The organism is Bradyrhizobium sp. LA6.1, assembly GCF_040547805.1.
Lineage (GTDB): Bacteria > Pseudomonadota > Alphaproteobacteria > Rhizobiales > Xanthobacteraceae > Bradyrhizobium > Bradyrhizobium barranii.
This window is the reverse complement of record NZ_JBEPQK010000009.1, coordinates 136,482-154,381: the sequence shown is the minus strand read 5'-3', so window position 1 is coordinate 154,381 and position 17,900 is coordinate 136,482. Positions and strand designations below refer to the sequence as shown.

Sequence of the window (17,900 nt, the reverse complement as noted above, 5' to 3'; positions counted from 1 at the left end):
CTGATACAGCCGCTTGCTGTCGCCAGGATTGCGCCAACCCGCGACCGGGAAAAGCCAGGACAGATCAGGGTTCGGGGCGGACTTGAATTCAGAAGTGGCTGTAAGACAGGCGCCTCAAGGTCAGTTCCTGGCCTTGCCCGTCCAAAAAGCGCGGCCGTTCGCGGCCCGCGACGATCGTGCCGATCGCCGTGACGGCCACGCCCGCCGCCTGCCCTGCGGCAATCAGCGCCTCACTTTGCGTCGGCGGCACCGTGCACAGCACCTCGTAATCGTCGCCGCCGGCAAGCAGCGTCTCAACGCAAATAGCGTTGCGCGCGATCAGGCCGGCCGCAGCAGCCGAGAGCGGCACGTTCGCGACGTCAACCGTGGCCGAGACGCCCGACGCTGCACAGAGTTTCGCCAGATCGCCGGCGAGTCCGTCGGAGACATCCATCGCGGCCGTCGCGTGGTCGCGCACGGCCTGCGCCAGCACATTGCGCGGCTGCGGCACGCGATAGCGTGAGACCAGCATCTCCTTCGCTTGCGGTTCGGACGCGAGCGCCCCGGCCGCGGCGCCGCCTGTGAGCACATCGAGGCCGAGCGCGGCGTCGCCGATCGTTCCCGTCACCAGGATGCGGTCGCCCGGCCGCGCGCCGGTACGGCCGACCATCCGTCCCTTCGGCACGCGGCCGAAGGCGGTGATCGAGATCATCTGCGGCCCCGGCGTCGACACCGTGTCGCCGCCAAGCAGTGGGCACGCAAAGGTCTTGGCGTCCTCGCCGAGCGCGTCCGCGAACGGCCTGAGCCAGCCATCCTCCTTGCTGCGCAGCGCCAGCGTCAACACGAAGCCGGCGGGCGCCGCGCCCTTGGCGGCGAGATCGGACAGGTTCACCCGCAGCGCCTTGCGCGCGATGGTGTCGGGCGGATCGGTTGCAAGATAATGCACGCCTTCGACGACGGCATCGGTGGTGACCACGATGTCGTCGCCGGACGGGGACAACACCGCGGCATCATCGACCAGCCCGAACGCACCGGGGTCAGTCGCCAGCGGCTTGAAATAACGCGCGATCAGGGAGTCTTCGGCGGAGGGGTTTTGAGAGTCTGCCATCGGCCTTAGCCACACCCAATGCTGTCATCGCCCGGCTTGACTGGGCGATCCAGTACGCCGAGACGGCAGCGACGAATTACGACCGCCGCGGTGTACTGGATCACCCGCCTTCGCGGGTGATGACGGCGGAGTATGGGGCAGCCGCATCGCATCTCTTCACCGCCCTCGTGGATAACTACCCCCGCCCGAACTCGTCGCCGCGGAACTGGCGGCCGATCTGGTCGAGCACGGCGTTGACCATGCCGGTCTCCTCGCGGTCGACGAATGCATTCGCAACGTCGACATATTCTGACACGACGACGCGGCCCGGCACGTCCTTGCGATGCTGGAGCTCATAGGCCCCTGCCCGCAGCACCGCGCGCAGGATGGCCTCGATCCGCTTCAGCGGCCAGCCCTTCGACAGCGCCTCGTCGATCAGGGGATCGAGCATCTTCTGGTCGCGCACGACGCCGGAGACCACGTCGCGAAAGAAGGCCGCTTCCGCCGGCAGGTAAGTATCGCCCTCGACCTCGTTGCCGAGCCAGTGGCTCTCGAATTCGGCAAAGATGTCGTTGATGCCGGCGCCGGCGATGTCCATCTGATACAGCGCCTGCACGGCCGCGAGCCGCGCCGCACCGCGCCGGTTCGCTTTCTTCTCGGTGCCAGCCGGCGGCTTTTTGCTGTGATCGGCCATGATCAAGCCCGCGCCAGCCGGCGCTTGATGCGCAGCATCGCAAGCGCGGCGCGCGCGGCATCGCCGCCCTTGTTGAGCTCGCTGGCGCGCGCCCGCGCCCAGGCCTGCGCCTCGGTGTTGACAGTGAGGATGCCGTTGCCCAGCGGCAGCTTTCGCGAAACCGCAAGATCCATCAGCGCGCGCGAGGATTCCTGCGAGACGATCTCGAAATGGATGGTGTCGCCACGGATCACGCAGCCGAGCGCGATCACCGCGTCATAGGGCTTGCCGTTCGCCGCCGCGGCATCGATCGCGATGGCGACCGCCGCCGGGATTTCCAGTGCGCCGGGAACCGTGATGACGTCATGCGTCAGACCGGCTGCCTTCAGCTCGGTCACCGCGCCGTCCAGAAGCGCATCCTGGAGATCGTCATAGAACCGCGCCTCGACAATCAGCGCGCGTGCGCCGGAAATGTCGGTCTGGTCCTTCAGGGGTGCGCGTCGCGCGTCTGCCATCGTCTAAATCCGTTCTACAGAGGTCGGCGCTATGTAGTCGCCGGACGCATGTAAGCCAAGTTCAAAGACACTGTCATTCCGGGGCGATGCGAAGCATCGAGCCCGGAATCTCGAGATTCCCCGGTGCGCAATTGCGCACCTGTGGTCTGGTCCTTCGGACCATCCCGGAATAACGGCTCCGCCGTCACTTCATTTCTGTCAGCCGCGCTGCATAGCGGGCCATCAGATCGACCTCGATATTGACCTCGGCGCCCGCTTTCCAGCCGCCGATCGTCGTGACCGTCAGCGTATGCGGGATGATCAGCACCGAAAAGGTCACGTCTCTCACCGTATTGACCGTCAGGGACACGCCGTCGAGCGTGATCGAGCCCTTGGTGGCGATGAAGCGCGCGAGCTCCCGCGTGGTCGAGAGCTCGAACCGCGCCATGTCGGGCAGGTCCTCGCGACTGACGAGGGTAGCGACACCGTCGGCATGGCCGGCGACGATATGGCCGCCGAGCTCGTCGCCGATCTTGAGCGCGCGCTCGAGATTGAGCCTCGTGCCGACCTTCCAGTGCTTTGCAGTTGTCAGCGCCAGCGTCTCGGCGGCGGCATCGACGTCGAACCAGGTTCTGCCGCCTTCGACGCCGGAAGCAACCACCGTCAGGCAGACGCCGTTGCAGGCGATCGAGGCGCCGTCGGCGATGGTGGTCTGATCGTAGCGGCAAGCGATGCGCAGCCTGTGCAACTGGCCCTGCGCTGTTGGCGTGAAGCCGACGATCTCGCCGATATCGGTGACAATGCCAGTGAACATTACGAGCGCTCGTAGATGGTGAGAGTATCCTTGCCGAATGTCTCGCTAGCATGAACCTTATAGGCCTGCGACTGCGTGATTTTCGACAGGGGCAATGCATCGAGCGCATCGACGCCGCCTGGGCCGACCTCTTCCGCTCCGCGGAACAGCCAGATCTCGTCGGCGAGGTCAGCCGCGACGAAGGACGCCGCAACGCGGCTGCCGCCCTCGACCATCAGCCGCGTGATGCCTTTCTCCGCCAGCACATGCAACACGGCCGAAAGATCAAGCCCGGAAGCGTTTCCCGGCGGTACGCGGATGATCTGAGCGCCGGCCGCTCCGAGCCGCGTGGCAGCGGCGGCTTCCGCAAGCTCGGAGCCGATCACCCAGAGTGGCGTCTCCCGCGCGGAACGACCAAGCTGGCTCGCGGCCGAAATGCGCAGATTCTGGTCGAGCACGACGCGTATGGGAGAACGCGCTTCCATGCCCGGCAGGCGACAGTTGAGCTGCGGATCATCCGCCAGCACCGTGCCGATGCCGACCAGGATGGCGTCGCTCTGTGCGCGGAGCAGATGTACGCGATTACGCACGGCCTCGCCCGTGATCGCAAGGGGCTTGCCGCCAGCCCCACCGATCTTGCCGTCAGGCGAGACCGCGAGCTTCAGGATCACATGAGGGCGCTTGTTACGGATGCGGCGGAAATGCCCGGCGTGGTCGAACGCGGCCTCTGCCGCACACAGACCCACATCCACCGTGATGCCGGCGGCGCGCAAGCGCGCATGACCCTGGCCCGCGACTTCCGGATTGGGATCCTCGATCGCCGCGACCACCCGCGTGATGCCGGCGGCAATCACCGCGTCTGCGCAAGGCGGCGACTTGCCGAAATGCGAGCACGGCTCCAGCGTGACATAGAGCGCGGCGCCTCGCGCGGCCTCGCCGGCCCGGCGCAGCGCTTCGGGCTCGCCATGCGGTCGCCCGCCTGGCTGCGTCCAGCCGCGGCCGATGATGACCCCGTCTTTGACGATGACAGCGCCCACGGCAGGATTGGGCCAGGTGCGCCCCTGCCCGCGCTTGCCCAGCGCCAGCGCCAGCTGCATGAAGCGGCGATCGGCGTCCTTGGACTCGCGGGCCTTCTGCGCGAACTGATCCTCCAGGATCCGGAAGATCATTTGCGGATCGCGGCGAGCCGCGCTTCCTCCTCACCGGAGAGCTCGCCGAGCACGTCGGCGAAATCCTTGGCCTCGCGGAAATTGCGGTAGACGGAGGCGAAGCGGACATAGGCGACGTCGTCGAGCGTGCGCAGATGCTCCATCACGGTCTCGCCGATCACCTCGGAGGAGATTTCGGCCTCGCCGCCGGTCTCGAGCTCGCGGACGATGGTGGAGACCATCTTCTCGACCCGCTCCGGCTCGACCTGCCGCTTGCGCAAGGAGATCGACACCGAGCGCATCAGCTTGTCGCGGTCGAACGGCACGCGGCGGCCGTTGCGCTTGATCACCGTGAGCTCGCGCAGCTGCACGCGCTCGAAAGTGGTGAAGCGGAAATTGCAGGCGACACACACGCGCCGCCTGCGGATCACAGAAGAATCCTCAGTCGGACGCGAGTCCTTTACCTGCGTATCGAGACTGTTGCAGTTCGGGCAGCGCATCCGTTTACCCTAGACCTTACTGATAGATAGGGAACCGATCGGTGAGCGCCTTGACCCGCTCCTTGATCGCGGCTTCGACCAGCGGCGCCTTGCCGTCGTCGGACTGCGCGATCGCGTTCAGGACCTCGGCGATCATGCCGCCGACCTGCTGGAATTCGGCGACGCCGAAGCCGCGGGTCGTCGCCGCCGGGGTGCCGAGACGCAGGCCCGAGGTGACGAAGGGCTTTTCGGGGTCGAACGGAATGCCGTTCTTGTTGCAGGTGATGGCGGCGCGGACCAGCGCCTTCTCCGAGACGTTGCCCTTCAGGCCCTTCGGCCTGAGGTCGACCAGCATCAGATGGTTATCGGTGCCGCCGGAGACAATATCGAACCCGTGGCTCTTCATCGCCTCGGCCAGTGCCTTGGCGTTCTCGACGACGTTCCTTGCATAGATCTTGAAGTCCGGACGCAGCGCCTCGCAGAAGGCGACCGCCTTCGCCGCGATCACATGCATCAGGGGCCCACCCTGCAGGCCCGGGAAGATCGCCGAGTTGAGCTTCTTGGCGAGCGCCTCGTCGTTCGAGAGAATCAGGCCGCCGCGCGGACCGCGCAGCGACTTGTGCGTAGTGGTGGTGGTGACGTGGGCATACGGCACGGGCGAGGCATGCACGCCGCCGGCGACCAGACCGGCGAAGTGCGCCATGTCGACCAGGAGGTACGCGCCGACGCTGTCCGCGATCTCGCGGAAACGCTTGAAGTCCCAGGCACGCGAATAGGCCGAGCCGCCGGCGACGATCAGCTTGGGCTTGACCTCTTCGGCCTGCTTGGCGACCGCGTCCATGTCGATGATCTGGTCCTCGCGGCGCACGGTGTAGTGCGCAGCCTTGAACCACTTGCCGCTCATGTTGACGGGCGAGCCGTGGGTGAGATGGCCGCCGGCCGCGAGGTCGAGGCCCATGAAGGTGTCGCCGGGCTGCAGCAGCGCCAGGAACACCGCCTGGTTCATCTGGCTGCCGGAGTTCGGCTGCACGTTGGCGAAGTTGGCGCCGAACAGCTTCTTGGCGCGATCGATCGCGAGGTTCTCGGCGACGTCGACCCACTCACAACCGCCATAGTAGCGCGCGCCCGGATAACCCTCCGCGTACTTGTTGGTCATCACCGAACCCTGCGCTTCCAGCACAGCACGGCTGACGATGTTCTCGGAGGCGATCAGCTCGACCTCATGGCGCTGCCGGCCGAGCTCGCCCTTGATGGCGGCGGCGATTTCCGGGTCGGCCTGGTCGAGCGAGGCGGTGAAAAACGAGTCGGGCGCGGAGGCGGTTCTGGCTGAGGTCATCTTGCGAATATCTCCACCGCCGCAGCCTTTTGGCGGGCTACGGGCGGTCTGGTGTGGCGATCGGAAGCGGCGAGCGCGATCTACCACATCACCCGCCCCCGGCCAAGTATTTGCGGGTCAGGCCTGATATTTATGCAAGATATGGTGGGGATTGAAGGATCCGGGCAAGAGGACGGCTGCTTGAACCGTCCGCCCCGATCAGTCCTAAAGGGTCCGATTTGGACCTTAAAATCCGTGCGGGCCGGACCTGCCCCCCTACAGCCCGGTATACCCCGCCTTCACGGGATCGACGCTGCCGTCGAGCTGGCGCAGATAGGTCAGTCCGCACACCGTCAACCTGTGGGTGTCCTTCTCGCCGGCTTCCATCAACGTATTGAGATAGTTCGTGACCTTGGCCCGCGCCTCCGCGCTCGCCGCGGACGTGCGGTTCGCGAGCAGGTCATAGGTCTGCATGATGCGGTCGATGGCAGCTTCCATGTCACCCTCTGGTTCTGTCGAATTTTGGGAGTTTTGATCAGGCAACCGCGCGGGCCCCGGATTGCGTCTCGAAGCGGGCGATCGCCTTGTTGGCGAGCCTGATCTTGTTGAGCTCGCCGTGCTGGAGCAGCTTGATGATGATCTCGAGCAGGCTTTCGTTGGTGACCAGCGTGTCGGGAATCGCGCCGGAGCGGCGGAGGTAATTCGCTGCGATGGCATAGGCGTCGCTCACGAGTTCGACGTTCATTGCCTGAAGCCCGCGCTCGACCAGCATCGCATCCTCCGATCCGCAGTAACAACTGCGGTGCGGGGAACTGGTTCCGCCCGGCCGGGTCATTATTTCGCAGTCGCGAAACGACAAAACGCACCGGTCCGGGCAAAGCCGGGCCGGCGCGCTTGGGGAGGTCAGGCACGTTCGGGAGGCTTGCCGGTCTTGTTATGGGCCGGCTTGGCCAAGTCCCGTCGCAAAGAACTCAGAGACGATACAGGATCTGGTCGGTCCAGAACCGCTCGAGGCGGTGCAGCGACTTGTTGAGGGTCGAGAACTCCTCGCCCGAGATACCGCCGACCTGCTCCACCGTCTTGACGTGCTTCTGGTAGAGGGAGTCGACGATGCGGCGGACTTCCTGGCCCTGCGGGGTCAGGCGGATGCGCACCGAGCGGCGATCGACGCGCGAGCGCTGATGATCGAGGAAGCCGAGCTCGACGAGCTTCTTCAGATTGTAGGAGACGTTGGAGCCGAGATAGTAACCGCGCGTGCGCAGCTCGCCCGCGGTCAGCTCCTTGTCGCCGATGTTGTAGAGCAGGAGCGCCTGGACCGAGTTGATGTCCGCACGGCCGCGGCGATCGAATTCATCCTTGATGACGTCGAGGAGCCGGCGATGCAGCCGCTCCACCAGAGTCAAAGCTTCCAGATAGAGCGACTGCACCGAACCCTGCTGGCCGGAGACGCGCTCTGCGGTATCTGCCGCAGTTGCGACGGCTTTCATCATGACACTTCCCCTGTTGTCGTTTTTATCGACACTCATTCGACGAAACTTGTGCTCCGTCTGATAGGTGCAACTTAAGGGGGGCGTTTGAAGATCGGCTTAAATAAGAGAATAAAGAGATCATGAATTTAAGACAGTGAATTGCGGATTAAGCCTGTGTCACAAGGGCTTTTCGCAACCGTCTGTTGACCCTCGCAAGGTCCTGTTCACCCTCCGTCCGCCACCTCTGTCGCATTCCAGTACAGGGCCGCCCCGTTTCGAAACGGGCGCGTAAGAGCTGTGGCGGAATGCACGGAGTCAATGAAAAGTTACCTCGAATTTTAGGCAACCATCGGTCAACCAAGCCACGACTTCGGAAATGCCGCTCTCGTGTCCCGGACAAGCGCAGCGAAGCGGAGCGAAGAGCCGGGACCCAGAAGCCGCAACCGAGATCGTGGAGAGCTGGGCCCCGGCTCAGCAGCGCAACACTGCGTGCTGCGCTGCGTCCGGGGCACGAGAGAGTGTGAGTGTGCGTTGAAATCGTAAGCGCGCTACGGCGGCCGCTCGCGCGCGGCCATCCAGGCGAGCGCGAGATAGGCGGCGAGCATGAAGGCTTCGACACCGACGACGATCAGGCTGCCGCCGTAGATGCCCGGGAACATCAGTTCGATCACCGCCATCGACACCACGGTCGTCAGCCAGACCACCGCGCCCCAGGGCGTCGCAAGCCAGAGGCCGACCGCGGCAACGAGCTCGATCACAGCGAAATAGACAGTGGCGGCCTGCCAGGCCATCGACTGGTTCTCGAACGCCTCGTCCTCGCCGCCGACGAAGCCGGTGACCTGGGCCCAGTGATAGAGGCCCTTCAGAATCGACAGCAGCGCCATCACGCGCAGGAACAGCACGAGCCGGCGCGTCCAGACATTGTCGTCGGACTCGGGGCGCTCCGACGAGATCGCCGCCACCGACATCGCGTTGTCTCTGGCGTTGTCTCTGGCGGCGTCCCTGGCACTGGCGCCGTCGCGGGCCGCATCGCGGGTGGAGATTTCGGACATGGTCCCCTTCTGGCTGCTTCGCCCCGCAAAATCAATCGGCTGCCCGAGTGACTTCAATTTTGCCTTGCGGCAGGTCAAGCCGCGGTGGCGGGAACCATGCGAGCTGGTATAAGAATAATTCCAGCCGGAGGAAGAATGATGGCGATCAAATACGGACGTCCGATCGAATTGCGCGAGGTTTCGCGCCGGGATGGCGCCAGTGCCTCCCCTGCCCTCGATCTGACCGTCCGCCCGCGCCGCAACCGCAAAGCCGAATGGGCCCGGCGCATGGTGCGCGAGAACGTGCTCACCACCGACGACTTGATCTGGCCGCTGTTCCTGATCGACGGCGACAACAAGCGCGAGCAGATCGCCTCGATGCCGGGCGTCGACCGCCTCAGCGTCGACCAGGCCGTGCGCGAGGCCGAGCGCGCCATGAAGCTCACCATCCCCTGCCTCGCGCTGTTTCCCTACACCGACCCGTCCCTGCGCGACGAGGAAGGCTCCGAGGCGACCAATCCGAACAACCTGGTCTGCCAGGCGGTGCGCGCGATCAAGAAGGAGTTTCCCGACATCGGCATCCTCTGCGACGTCGCGCTCGATCCCTTCACCAGCCACGGCCATGACGGCCTGATCTCCGACGGCAAGATTTTGAACGACGAGACGGTCGCGGTGCTCGTGCGTCAGGCGCTGGTTCAGGCCGAAGCCGGCTGCGACATCATCGCGCCGTCCGACATGATGGACGGCCGCGTCGCCGCGATCCGCGAGGGGCTGGACCGCTCTGGCCTGCTCGACGTGCAGATCATGGCCTATGCGGCAAAGTACGCCTCCGCCTTCTACGGCCCGTTCCGCGACGCCATCGGTTCGGCCAAGACGCTGACCGGCGACAAGCGCACCTACCAGATGGACAGCGCCAACACCGACGAGGCGCTGCGCGAGGTCGATCTCGACATCTCCGAGGGCGCCGACATGGTGATGGTGAAGCCCGGCATGCCCTATCTCGACGTGGTCCGGCGCGTGAAGGACACCTTTGCGATGCCGACCTTCGCCTACCAGGTCTCCGGCGAATACGCGATGATCGCAGCGGCCGCCAACAATGGCTGGCTCGACGGCGAGCGCGCGATGATGGAGAGCCTGTTGGCGTTCAAGCGCGCCGGCGCCGACGGCGTGCTCAGCTATTTTGCGCCGAAGGTGGCGGAGAAGCTGCGGAGCCAAACGTAAGGTATCGCGGGATGGGCCAAGCGGCTTGTCCGCCGTAGCTCGAAGAGCGAAGGCGAAGCGTGCCCACCATGCCAGCTAGCGATCGCGGAACGATGGTGGGCACGGCGCCAACGCGCCTTTGCCTACCCTACGACGCCCTCCCTGAACGACAGCGGTAACAGCCCCGCCCCCGAATTGCCGGAATATTTCGGCTTGTTGACGCCCGCACGCCCTTGGCACGGGGATGACTTGTTCCCATGTCCTGCCACGGGAGTTTCCCTTGGGAGAACGGACTATGTCGTATTCGGACTCGGGCAATGCCTGGCGCAATGACGGCGCCATGCAACCGCACGCCTTCGATCCCTATCTGCACCCGGAATTGTTCCGTGGCGTGGCAACGCGGCGGGCGTTCGCGTTCCTGATCGACATGGTCGTGATCTCCGTTCCCGTGATCCTCGGCTACATCTTCATCGCGCTGTTTGGCATCGTCACGCTCGGCATCGGCTGGGCGCTGTTCTGGCTGGCCTGGCCGGCCTCCGTTGTTTGGGCCATCGTCTATTATGGTGCCTGCATCGGCGGTCCGTCGTCCGCGACGATCGGCATGCGCTTGATGGATCTGGAGTTGCGCACCTGGTACGGCGCGCCCGGCTATTTCGTGCTCGGCGCCACCCATGCCGTGCTGTTCTGGGTGACGGTCTCGTTCCTGACACCTTTCGTGGTGCTGGTTGGGCTATTCAACGGCCGCCGGCGCCTGCTGCATGATGTCGTGCTGGGAACGGTCGTGATCAACAATTCCGTCCGCGCGCCCGTCCCGCAGGCCGCAAGGACCTACTGAGAGCCTGATGATCAAGAACCTATCAACCAGGACCGACTAAACTGACTGATCTGATCTGCCGAGTAGACCGATTGACCGGGGGCCTTCGTAGCGCGATGTTAATGCCCACTTTGGAGGCCCACGACGTCCCTTGACCCAGCACTCGCGCGACACCCCCCAATTTTACCTCACGGCGCCCTCTCCCTGCCCGTATCTGCCGGGCCGGCATGAGCGCAAGGTGTTTACGCACCTCGTGGGGGAGCGCGCAGGTGACCTCAACGACCTCCTGACCCATGGCGGGTTCCGCCGCAGCCAGTCGATCGCCTACCGGCCGGCCTGTGACCAGTGCCGCGCCTGCGTCTCGGTCCGGGTGGTCGCCAACGAGTTCCGCCCCTCCCGCAACTTCCGGAAAGTCATCGCGCGCAACGCCGACATCATCGGCGAGCAGCGCAGTGCGGTGCCGACCTCCGAGCAATATTCGGTGTTCCGCGCCTATCTCGACTCCCGCCACCGCCATGGCGGCATGGCCGACATGACCGTGCTCGACTACGCCATGATGGTCGAGGACAGCCATGTCGAGACCCGCATCATCGAGTACCGCAAGCGCGGCCCCGACAGCGGCATCACCGGCCGCGGTGAGGAGCTGATCGCGGTGGCGCTGACCGATGTGCTCAGCGACGGCCTGTCGATGGTCTATTCGTTCTTCGAGCCGAGCCAGGTCAGCCGGTCGATGGGGACCTTCATGATCCTCGACCATATCGCACGGGCGCGACGTCAGGGCCTGCCCTACGTCTACCTCGGCTACTGGATCGAAGGCTCCAAGAAGATGGACTACAAGGCCCGCTTCCTGCCGCAGCAGCGCCTCGCGCCGTCAGGCTGGCTGCGCATCGATGCGCAAGGTGACGCGACGTCAGAGCCGCAGGATTAGCTCGCTGTCATGCCCCGGCTTGACCGGGGCATCCAGTACGCCGCGGCTTCTCGGCTCAATCACAACCGTCTCTGGAATACTGGGTCGCCCGGTCAAGCCGGGCGACGACGGCGGTGTGTTGGGCGAACACTCACCCGAACAGCGTATCCACCAGCAGCTTCACGTTCAGAACCACGATCACGCCCGCGACGATCCACGCGAGCGCGGCGACTGACGTGGGTATCGCGAACTTCCCCATCTTGCGGCGGTCGGAGACGAAACGGACCAGCGGGATCACCGCAAAGGGCAGCTGCATCGACAGCACGACCTGGCTGAACACCAGCAGATCGGCCGTGCCGCGCTCGCCATAGATCGCGGTGACGACGATCACCGGCACGATGGCGATGCCGCGCGTCAGCAAGCGCCGCGCCCAGCTCGGCAAACGCAGGTCGAGAAACCCCTCCATCACGATCTGGCCGGCAAGCGTCGCCGTCACCGTCGAGTTCAGGCCCGAGGCGAGCAGCGCAATCGCAAACAGCGTCGAGGCGATACCGAGGCCGAGCAGCGGCGACAACAACTCGAAGGCCTGGCCGATCTCGGCGACGTCGGAATGGCCGCTCTTGTGGAAGGTCGCGGCTGCCACGACAAGGATCGCTGCATTGATGAACAGTGCCAGCATCAGGGCGATGGTCGAATCCGTCGTCGCCCATTTGATCGCCTCGCGCCGGCCGGTGTCGTTGCGCTCATAGGCGCGCGTCTGCACGATCGAGGAGTGCAGATAGAGATTATGCGGCATCACGGTCGCGCCGATGATGCCGATCGCGATGTAGAGCATTTCCGGATTTGTGAAGATCTCGGTCTTCGGCATGAAGCCGTGCAGGACTTCCGCCACCGGCGGCGCCGCGGCCACGATCTGGACCAGGAAGCAGACCGCGATCACGACAAGCATCGCGATGACGAACGCTTCGAGGAAGCGAAAGCCGCGGTTCATCAGGAGCAGCAGCAGGAACGCATCGAGCGCAGCCAGCAGCGCGCCGCCGATCAGCGGAATGCCGAACAGCAGTTTGAGCGCGATCGCTGTGCCGATGACCTCGGCGAGATCGCAGGCGATGATCGCCGCCTCGCAGGCGAGCCAGAGCAGGAAGTTCACCGCCGGCGAATAGGTCGCGCGGCAGGCCTGCGCGAGGTCGCGGTCGGTGACGATGCCGAGCCGAGCCGCCAGCGACTGGAGCAGGATCGCCATCAAATTCGAGAGCAGGATGACCGAAAGTAGCGTGTAGCCGAACTTCGACCCTCCGGCGAGGTCGGTCGCCCAGTTGCCGGGGTCCATGTAGCCGACCGAGACTAGGTAGCCGGGCCCGACAAAGGCAAGCAACCGCCGCCACCACACCCCCGCCGTGGGGACGGCGATCGTGGCGTTCACCTCGGCGAGGCTCTTGGTAGCAGGCGCATCAGTGCGCCAGCCGGCGGCATCTTGGGTCAAATCGGGTGAGCGGGCATCCATAGCAGAAGAATACCGAAGTCGAAGCTTATTGCAACTCATTTGCAACTGCATCTAGCCGCATGAGTTCCCGGCGCGGCGGTTATTCGCCGCCCTGTCGGGAAGCGGGTGGGTTTGGCCGTCCTCGGGGGCGGATACTGGCGGCAACGCGACTTTGCAGGAAATGCGCCATGTCAAACCCGCTTCGCCTCCCCGACACCTTCAACCGCCTCGCCTGGTCCAACTTGGCGGCGCAATCGGCCGAGCAGATCGCACTGGCCGCGGCCCCCATCGTCGCCGTGCTCACGCTGGGTGTTGCGGAAGGCCAGACCGGCCTGCTCCAGACCGCCCTCACCCTGCCCTTTGTCCTGTTCGCCATTCCGGCCGGCCTGCTCGCCGACCGCATCTCCCGCCGCTCGCTGATGGCGGGTGCCGAAGCGCTGCGCGCGGTCGCGCTGGCGGCCATCGTGCTGCTGCTCACACTTGGCGCCCTCAATTTGCCGCTGCTCGCTCTGCTCGGCTTTGCCGCCGTATGCGGCACGGTCGTCTACAGCGTGGCGGCGCCGGCCCTGGTGCCCTCGCTGGTGAGCGCGGAGCTGTTGCCGTCGGCAAATGCCCGCATCGAGCTCGCCCGCACCATCGCCTTTGCAAGCGGGCCTGCGCTCGGCGGCGCGCTGGTTGGCTGGTGGGGCGCGAGCCCGGCCTTCGGCTTCGCCGCGGCGCTCTCGGCCATCGCCGTCGTGCTGCTCTCCGGGATCTACGAGCCCACCCGGACGCCCTCGCCGCGGCGCCATCCGTTCCAGGACATCCGCGAGGGCGCGGCCTTCGTGTTCCACCATCCGCTGCTGCGGCCGGTGTTCATCACTCAGTTCATCTTCAACACCGGCTGGTTCCTCCAGATCGCCGTGTTCGTGCCCTATGCGGTACGCCATCTCGGCCTGACCGCCGCAGGCGTCGGCACCGTGCTGACGATGTACGGCGTCGGCATGGTGATCGGCGCACTGTTCGCCACGCGCGTGATGAAGCGCATCGCCTTCGGCACGGTGGTCGGCCTTGGCCCGGTCACGGGTTTCGTCGCCGCGGTGGTGATGGCGCTGACGGTGCTGGTCCCCTCGCCCTGGCTCGCGGCCTTGAGCTTCTTCCTGCTCGGCGTCGGGCCGATCCTGTGGGTGATTTCGACCACGACCCTGCGCCAGTCCGTGACGCCGCCGCGCCTGCTCGGACGCGTCTCCGCCATCAACATCATGAGCTACGGCGCCCGCCCGCTCGGCTCGGCGCTGGGCGCGATCGTCGGCGGCCTCTGGAGCGCGGAGACCTGCCTCTATCTCGCAGCCGCCGTGTTCGGCGTGCAGGCGCTGGTGATCTGGCTGTCGCCTGCAGTGACGCTGGACCGGCAGCCGGCCATGGTAGGGGACGAAGTGCCGGCGCGGTGCTAGTCCGGTACGCAACCAGCGGCGATGGCCCGCGCCAGTCGGGCAACCGCCGGCGCAATGGTCTGCTGCGGGTAGCCGCTAAAGCCAAGCATCAGCGCCGACTGCGCCGGCGCCTCGATATAGTGGCGGCTCATCGCGCGAACGGTGACGCCGTGGTCGCGAGCGGCCCGCTCGATCTTCACGTCGGAAAGTCCCCGTCGCGTGTAGGCAACCAGGTGCATGCCCTGGTCCGGCGGCTCGACCGACAAATGGTCGCCCAGGCGCCGCCTCAGTGCCGCAACGAGGGTATCGCGCTGGCGGCGGTACACTTCCCGCATTCTGCGGATGTGGGCTGCGAAATGCCCCTCTTCCATGAAGGCCGCAGCAACGGACTGGCAGAGGCTCGACGGTTGACGGTCGATCAGATAGCGCGCGGCAACGAAATTCCGCACCAGCGGGTGTGGTAGCACGGCGTAGCCAAGCCGCAGTCCGGGGAAGAGCGCCTTGTTGAGAGTTCCGACGTAAATGACACGGCCGGCCTCATCCAGGCCCTGAAGCGAAGCGAGGGGACGGCCGCCGTAGCGGAATTCGCTGGCGTAATCGTCCTCGATGATCCAGGCGCCGGACTCGCGGGCCCAGGCGAGAAGTTCGAGGCGGCGCGCCATCGACAGGGGAACGCCTGTCGGAAACTGATGGGAGGCCGTTATGAAAACTGCGCGCGCCTTCGGGGCGCGGCGGATCCCTTCCGTGACGTTGACGCCGTGCTGGTCAACCGGGATGGCGCAAACCTTCGCGCCCGACGCAGCGAGCGTAAGACGGGTCAGGGTATAGCCGGGGTCTTCGATCCAGACCTCCTTGTCCGGCCCGGGCATGACACGTGCGACGATGTCCACGGCTTGCTGCGTGCCGGCGGTGATCACGATCTGGTCGACCTCGCAGCGCACGCCGCGTGCGGCCCGAAGATAGTCGCAAACCGACTTGCGCAGTTCCAGCAAGCCACGCGGATCGCCATAGCCGAGATGATGTCGCTCAAACGATCGCAGCGTGCGCGCCGTGAGTTTGCGCCACAATTCGGCGCTACGTGCATCCAACAGCGTGCGACCCAGGTTGAAGGGACGCTCGTCATTCTGCGTCGTCACATCGACGAAATCGCCGAGGCCGTGAAAGGAGGCCGCGCCTGCCGCGGCCGGTGCCGCCCGCGTCTTGCGGCCGTGAGCCGCGGCAAACGGTTCAGGCAGATCGGACGCAACGTAAGTCCCCGCCCCCTTCCTGCCGAAGGCATAACCTTCGGCCAGCAGCTGCTCGAAAGCCGAAACAACTGCGGTACGCGAGACGCCGAGCTGCGCCGCAAGGTCGCGCGTCGAGGGCAACTTGGCCGCCGGACGAAGCGCTCCGGACAGAATTGCCGATCGTAGCTCGAGGTAGATTTGGCGGAATACCGGCGCCTCCGCCGTACGGTCGACGCTGAAGGAATAGAGTTCTGCCCAGCTCTGCCTGCTCTTCACGGGTCCTCGTCCGACAGGGTGAGCCGCACGTCGAGAAGTGGTATGCCGCAATAGGTCCAAGTGGACCTTTGCTCAAGACCACTATTTTTCTATCCTGTTTCGGATAACAAGGAAACCTGAAATGTCCGCTCATTCGGATCGCGGCGCGGAGCGCCTTGCACCATGAGTTCACCGCAAATCCGTCGCGAGGACCGCGCCATGTCGCAGGAGCGGATCCTGGAGATGCTGGCACGCGGATATGCCGGCCATCTTGCGACAGTCAGCGAGGACGGCTTTCCCTACTGTATCCCGCTCCTCTATCTCTGGCTCGACGGTGAGGTGTATCTCCACACGACAGCCGCCCGAGGACATCTGCGCTCAAACATCGAGCGAGATCCCCGCGTCTGCATCGAGATCGATGAGCACGAAGGTGTCTTCGACTATGGCCGGTTCGAATGCGATTCCGGTCTCGCCTATCGAAGCATATGCCTGTTCGGCCGCATCAGGGTCGTGGGCGACACGGGCATCAAGCAGCGGTTCTGCGAAACGTTGATGGCCAAATACGGCAAGCCGGATACGACGCGACCGAAGGGGTTCTTCCCGCGGCTCGACATCATCACCGTCTACGCCGTCGCCGTTGAGCGCATGACCGGCAAGGAGACTTCGATGCCGCCGCTTTCCGAACAATGGCCCGCCAAGGATCGAACGAAGACGCCCAATGTCTCGGCCCCTGCGATCCGCCGCTAGTTCGCCAGATACCGCTCGTAGCTCCCGGTCACCGGCTCGCTCGTATCGACCTCGGGATCGAGCGTGTAGAGGTCCTGCGCGCGTCCGATGCCGCGCAGCGCGTAGCGGCCGGTGGAGACGAGGTAGCGGCGGCCGGTGGCGTCCAGGCCCTTGTAGAACTCGGCCGAGGCCAGCAGCTCGCGGTCGACCGAACGGCTCATCGAGGCGATGCGGCTGACCTCGTTGACGGTGGGGCCGACGACGGTGAAGTCGAGCCGATCCGCGCTGCCGATATTGCCGTAAAAGACCTCGCCGACATGCAGGCCGATATAGGCCGACGTTGTGGGACGGCCATCGGCCTCCCGCCGCTTGTTCAGCGCAGCGACGTTCTTGCGGAACAGATGCTCGGCGCGCAGCGCAGCGCGCCGCGCGTCCGACATGTCCTCCCCCCAGAACATCGCGAGCACGCCATCGCCGATCAGCTTCAGCACGTCGCCGCCGGCATCGTGGATCGCGTCGATCACGGCCTGGGCATAGTCGTTGAGGAACGGGATGATCTCGTCGGGGCCGATGCTCTCGCTGATTCCGGTCGAGCCGCGCAAATCCGAATACCACAGCACGGCATTGATGCGCTCGGTGACGCCGCGCGTGATGCGCCCGCCCAGCACCTGCGCGGAGGCATCGCGGCCGAGATAGACGCGGCCGAGGGTTCGCGCAATGTCGACCTGCTGCGCCGACTTGATCGCGAGCCCCAGCACCGGCACGAGATCGCGCAGAGCTTCGAGCTCGGGTTCGGAGAAGCCGCTATCGCGGCGCGTGGTCCAGCAGGAATAGAGGCAATCCATCAGGCCGAGCGCGCCGTTCTCGCCGAAGCGATGCACGAAGGCGAGATAGTGCTTGTGGCCTTTTTCCGCGAGCTCGCCGATCTGCGAGAAATCCATTGAGGGCGCATCGGCGAGATCAATCACCATCTCGTCGTTGCCGTGCTCGAGCATGTGGAAGAACACCGAGCGGCGCCAGCTCCTGGCCGCGTCGCCTTCGGCGGTCGAGCCGTATTCGAACGCGTCGCTCTCGTTGCTGGGACGGTCGCTCCAGCGGAAGCCGCGGCCCTCATAGATCGGATGCAGCGTGTCGATCACGACGAGCCCGCGCGAGAGTTCCAGCCCTTCGGCGCGGCAGCGCTCGCAGAAGCCGCGGAGCAGCTCGTTCTCGGGCAGGCCCGTCAGCCCTTGGCCGGTCAGCCAGTTCATCAGCGCGAGGCGCGAGGTCAATTGCATGCGCCATTATGGCGTGCATTCGTGACGAGCGAAAGGCCACGCGCGAACCGAACCGTGCGCAACCAAGGCTCCCGTCCGCAGCAGATCGAATATGTCGCGGACGCTGTTGACGCACTCTCGCCGCGGGCCGCA

19 protein-coding genes are annotated in these 17,900 nt (G+C 65.3%); 5 read left to right on the top strand and 14 right to left on the bottom strand.

Annotated elements, in window-relative coordinates:
* Positions 1-88 precede the first annotated feature (88 nt).
* The 11 genes from thiL to ABIB99_RS23050 all read right to left on the bottom strand — a co-directional run bounded on the left by thiL (position 89) and on the right by ABIB99_RS23050 (position 8,489).
* On the bottom strand, positions 89-1,087 hold the full coding sequence (gene thiL / locus ABIB99_RS23100) for a thiamine-phosphate kinase (RefSeq protein ID WP_354177642.1): 999 nt from the start codon (positions 1,085-1,087) through the stop codon (positions 89-91).
* A gap of 175 nt (positions 1,088-1,262) precedes the next feature.
* Entirely contained in the window at positions 1,263-1,760 is a 498-nt protein-coding gene (nusB, locus tag ABIB99_RS23095; RefSeq protein ID WP_063982855.1) for a transcription antitermination factor NusB, read from the bottom strand.
* Positions 1,761-1,762: 2 nt separating this feature from the next.
* A complete protein-coding gene (gene ribH / locus ABIB99_RS23090) occupies positions 1,763-2,254 on the bottom strand; it encodes a 6,7-dimethyl-8-ribityllumazine synthase (protein WP_166342075.1) in 492 nt (163 codons plus the stop codon).
* A 184-nt stretch (positions 2,255-2,438) separates the two neighbouring features.
* On the bottom strand, positions 2,439-3,047 hold the full coding sequence (locus ABIB99_RS23085; RefSeq protein WP_085399860.1) for a riboflavin synthase: 609 nt from the start codon (positions 3,045-3,047) through the stop codon (positions 2,439-2,441).
* Complete coding sequence (gene ribD, locus ABIB99_RS23080; RefSeq protein WP_354177641.1) at positions 3,047-4,195, bottom strand: bifunctional diaminohydroxyphosphoribosylaminopyrimidine deaminase/5-amino-6-(5-phosphoribosylamino)uracil reductase RibD; 1,149 nt, start codon at positions 4,193-4,195, stop codon at positions 3,047-3,049. Before ribD ends, ABIB99_RS23085 begins: the two co-directional genes overlap by 1 nt.
* On the bottom strand, positions 4,192-4,674 hold the full coding sequence (gene nrdR / locus ABIB99_RS23075) for a transcriptional regulator NrdR (protein WP_007603426.1): 483 nt from the start codon (positions 4,672-4,674) through the stop codon (positions 4,192-4,194). Before nrdR ends, ribD begins: the two co-directional genes overlap by 4 nt.
* 16 nt (positions 4,675-4,690) lie before the next feature.
* The gene (gene glyA / locus ABIB99_RS23070; protein WP_354177640.1) at positions 4,691-5,989 is read right to left on the bottom strand and encodes a serine hydroxymethyltransferase; all 1,299 of its coding nucleotides are present in this window, start codon (positions 5,987-5,989) and stop codon (positions 4,691-4,693) included.
* A 255-nt stretch (positions 5,990-6,244) separates the two neighbouring features.
* The gene (locus ABIB99_RS23065; RefSeq protein ID WP_008131709.1) at positions 6,245-6,466 is read right to left on the bottom strand and encodes a hypothetical protein; all 222 of its coding nucleotides are present in this window, start codon (positions 6,464-6,466) and stop codon (positions 6,245-6,247) included.
* Positions 6,467-6,503: 37 nt separating this feature from the next.
* The gene (locus ABIB99_RS23060) at positions 6,504-6,740 is read right to left on the bottom strand and encodes a hypothetical protein (protein WP_354177639.1); all 237 of its coding nucleotides are present in this window, start codon (positions 6,738-6,740) and stop codon (positions 6,504-6,506) included.
* 199 nt (positions 6,741-6,939) lie between these two features.
* Positions 6,940-7,458 (bottom strand): transcriptional regulator LdtR, encoded by a 519-nt coding sequence (gene ldtR / locus ABIB99_RS23055; RefSeq protein WP_011087797.1) that lies wholly within the window; start codon positions 7,456-7,458, stop codon positions 6,940-6,942.
* Positions 7,459-7,985: 527 nt separating this feature from the next.
* Complete coding sequence (locus ABIB99_RS23050) at positions 7,986-8,489, bottom strand: DUF6163 family protein (protein WP_028155097.1); 504 nt, start codon at positions 8,487-8,489, stop codon at positions 7,986-7,988.
* A 138-nt stretch (positions 8,490-8,627) separates the two neighbouring features.
* On the opposite strand from ABIB99_RS23050, the gene hemB reads away from it, so the two are divergent.
* From hemB to ABIB99_RS23035, 3 genes are all read left to right on the top strand, one after another.
* Entirely contained in the window at positions 8,628-9,689 is a 1,062-nt protein-coding gene (gene hemB / locus ABIB99_RS23045; RefSeq protein ID WP_247302108.1) for a porphobilinogen synthase, read from the top strand.
* Between the two features lie 274 nt (positions 9,690-9,963).
* Positions 9,964-10,503, top strand: a complete 540-nt coding sequence (locus ABIB99_RS23040) for an RDD family protein (RefSeq protein WP_063982851.1) — start codon at positions 9,964-9,966, stop codon at positions 10,501-10,503.
* A gap of 130 nt (positions 10,504-10,633) precedes the next feature.
* On the top strand, positions 10,634-11,410 hold the full coding sequence (locus tag ABIB99_RS23035) for an arginyltransferase (protein WP_014494765.1): 777 nt from the start codon (positions 10,634-10,636) through the stop codon (positions 11,408-11,410).
* Positions 11,411-11,540: 130 nt separating this feature from the next.
* On the opposite strand, the gene ABIB99_RS23030 is transcribed toward ABIB99_RS23035, so the two are convergent.
* Positions 11,541-12,893, bottom strand: a complete 1,353-nt coding sequence (locus ABIB99_RS23030) for an Nramp family divalent metal transporter (protein WP_283016753.1) — start codon at positions 12,891-12,893, stop codon at positions 11,541-11,543.
* A gap of 167 nt (positions 12,894-13,060) precedes the next feature.
* On the opposite strand from ABIB99_RS23030, the gene ABIB99_RS23025 reads away from it, so the two are divergent.
* Positions 13,061-14,305, top strand: a complete 1,245-nt coding sequence (locus tag ABIB99_RS23025) for an MFS transporter (RefSeq protein ID WP_354177638.1) — start codon at positions 13,061-13,063, stop codon at positions 14,303-14,305.
* On the opposite strand, the gene pdxR is transcribed toward ABIB99_RS23025, so the two are convergent.
* Positions 14,302-15,786, bottom strand: coding sequence for a MocR-like pyridoxine biosynthesis transcription factor PdxR (gene pdxR / locus ABIB99_RS23020; protein ID WP_354177637.1), 1,485 nt, complete (start codon positions 15,784-15,786; stop codon positions 14,302-14,304). The two genes, ABIB99_RS23025 and pdxR, sit on opposite strands and share 4 nt — an antisense overlap.
* Before the next feature lie 162 nt (positions 15,787-15,948).
* Here pdxR and ABIB99_RS23015 point away from each other — a divergent pair, with 162 nt between their 5' ends.
* Positions 15,949-16,512: a pyridoxamine 5'-phosphate oxidase family protein gene (locus ABIB99_RS23015; protein WP_354177636.1), complete on the top strand. Its 564-nt coding sequence runs from the start codon at positions 15,949-15,951 to the stop codon at positions 16,510-16,512.
* Here ABIB99_RS23015 and ABIB99_RS23010 read toward each other — a convergent pair.
* Positions 16,509-17,768 carry an adenylate/guanylate cyclase domain-containing protein gene (locus ABIB99_RS23010; RefSeq protein ID WP_063982846.1) on the bottom strand — a complete coding sequence of 420 codons (1,260 nt, stop codon included), beginning with the start codon at positions 17,766-17,768 and terminating at the stop codon, positions 16,509-16,511. The two genes, ABIB99_RS23015 and ABIB99_RS23010, sit on opposite strands and share 4 nt — an antisense overlap.
* Between the last annotated feature and the right edge of the window lie 132 nt (positions 17,769-17,900).

Excerpts from the sequence above, each read along its gene's own strand:
- ABIB99_RS23015 (WP_354177636.1), top strand. The coding sequence starts at position 15,949 with ATGAGTTCACCGCAAATCCGTCGCGAGGACCGCGCCATGTCGCAGGAG.
- ribD (WP_354177641.1), bottom strand. The coding sequence starts at position 4,195 with ATGATCTTCCGGATCCTGGAGGATCAGTTCGCGCAGAAGGCCCGCGAG.
- nrdR (WP_007603426.1), bottom strand. The coding sequence starts at position 4,674 with ATGCGCTGCCCGAACTGCAACAGTCTCGATACGCAGGTAAAGGACTCG.
- thiL (WP_354177642.1), bottom strand. The coding sequence starts at position 1,087 with ATGGCAGACTCTCAAAACCCCTCCGCCGAAGACTCCCTGATCGCGCGT.
- ldtR (WP_011087797.1), bottom strand. The coding sequence starts at position 7,458 with ATGATGAAAGCCGTCGCAACTGCGGCAGATACCGCAGAGCGCGTCTCC.
- ABIB99_RS23030 (WP_283016753.1), bottom strand. The coding sequence starts at position 12,893 with ATGGATGCCCGCTCACCCGATTTGACCCAAGATGCCGCCGGCTGGCGC.
- ABIB99_RS23010 (WP_063982846.1), bottom strand. The coding sequence starts at position 17,768 with ATGCAATTGACCTCGCGCCTCGCGCTGATGAACTGGCTGACCGGCCAA.
- ABIB99_RS23040 (WP_063982851.1), top strand. The coding sequence starts at position 9,964 with ATGTCGTATTCGGACTCGGGCAATGCCTGGCGCAATGACGGCGCCATG.
- ribH (WP_166342075.1), bottom strand. The coding sequence starts at position 2,254 with ATGGCAGACGCGCGACGCGCACCCCTGAAGGACCAGACCGACATTTCC.
- ABIB99_RS23025 (WP_354177638.1), top strand. The coding sequence starts at position 13,061 with ATGTCAAACCCGCTTCGCCTCCCCGACACCTTCAACCGCCTCGCCTGG.
- hemB (WP_247302108.1), top strand. The coding sequence starts at position 8,628 with ATGGCGATCAAATACGGACGTCCGATCGAATTGCGCGAGGTTTCGCGC.
- ABIB99_RS23085 (WP_085399860.1), bottom strand. The coding sequence starts at position 3,047 with ATGTTCACTGGCATTGTCACCGATATCGGCGAGATCGTCGGCTTCACG.
- glyA (WP_354177640.1), bottom strand. The coding sequence starts at position 5,989 with ATGACCTCAGCCAGAACCGCCTCCGCGCCCGACTCGTTTTTCACCGCC.
- nusB (WP_063982855.1), bottom strand. The coding sequence starts at position 1,760 with ATGGCCGATCACAGCAAAAAGCCGCCGGCTGGCACCGAGAAGAAAGCG.
- ABIB99_RS23065 (WP_008131709.1), bottom strand. The coding sequence starts at position 6,466 with ATGGAAGCTGCCATCGACCGCATCATGCAGACCTATGACCTGCTCGCG.
- ABIB99_RS23060 (WP_354177639.1), bottom strand. The coding sequence starts at position 6,740 with ATGCTGGTCGAGCGCGGGCTTCAGGCAATGAACGTCGAACTCGTGAGC.
- ABIB99_RS23050 (WP_028155097.1), bottom strand. The coding sequence starts at position 8,489 with ATGTCCGAAATCTCCACCCGCGATGCGGCCCGCGACGGCGCCAGTGCC.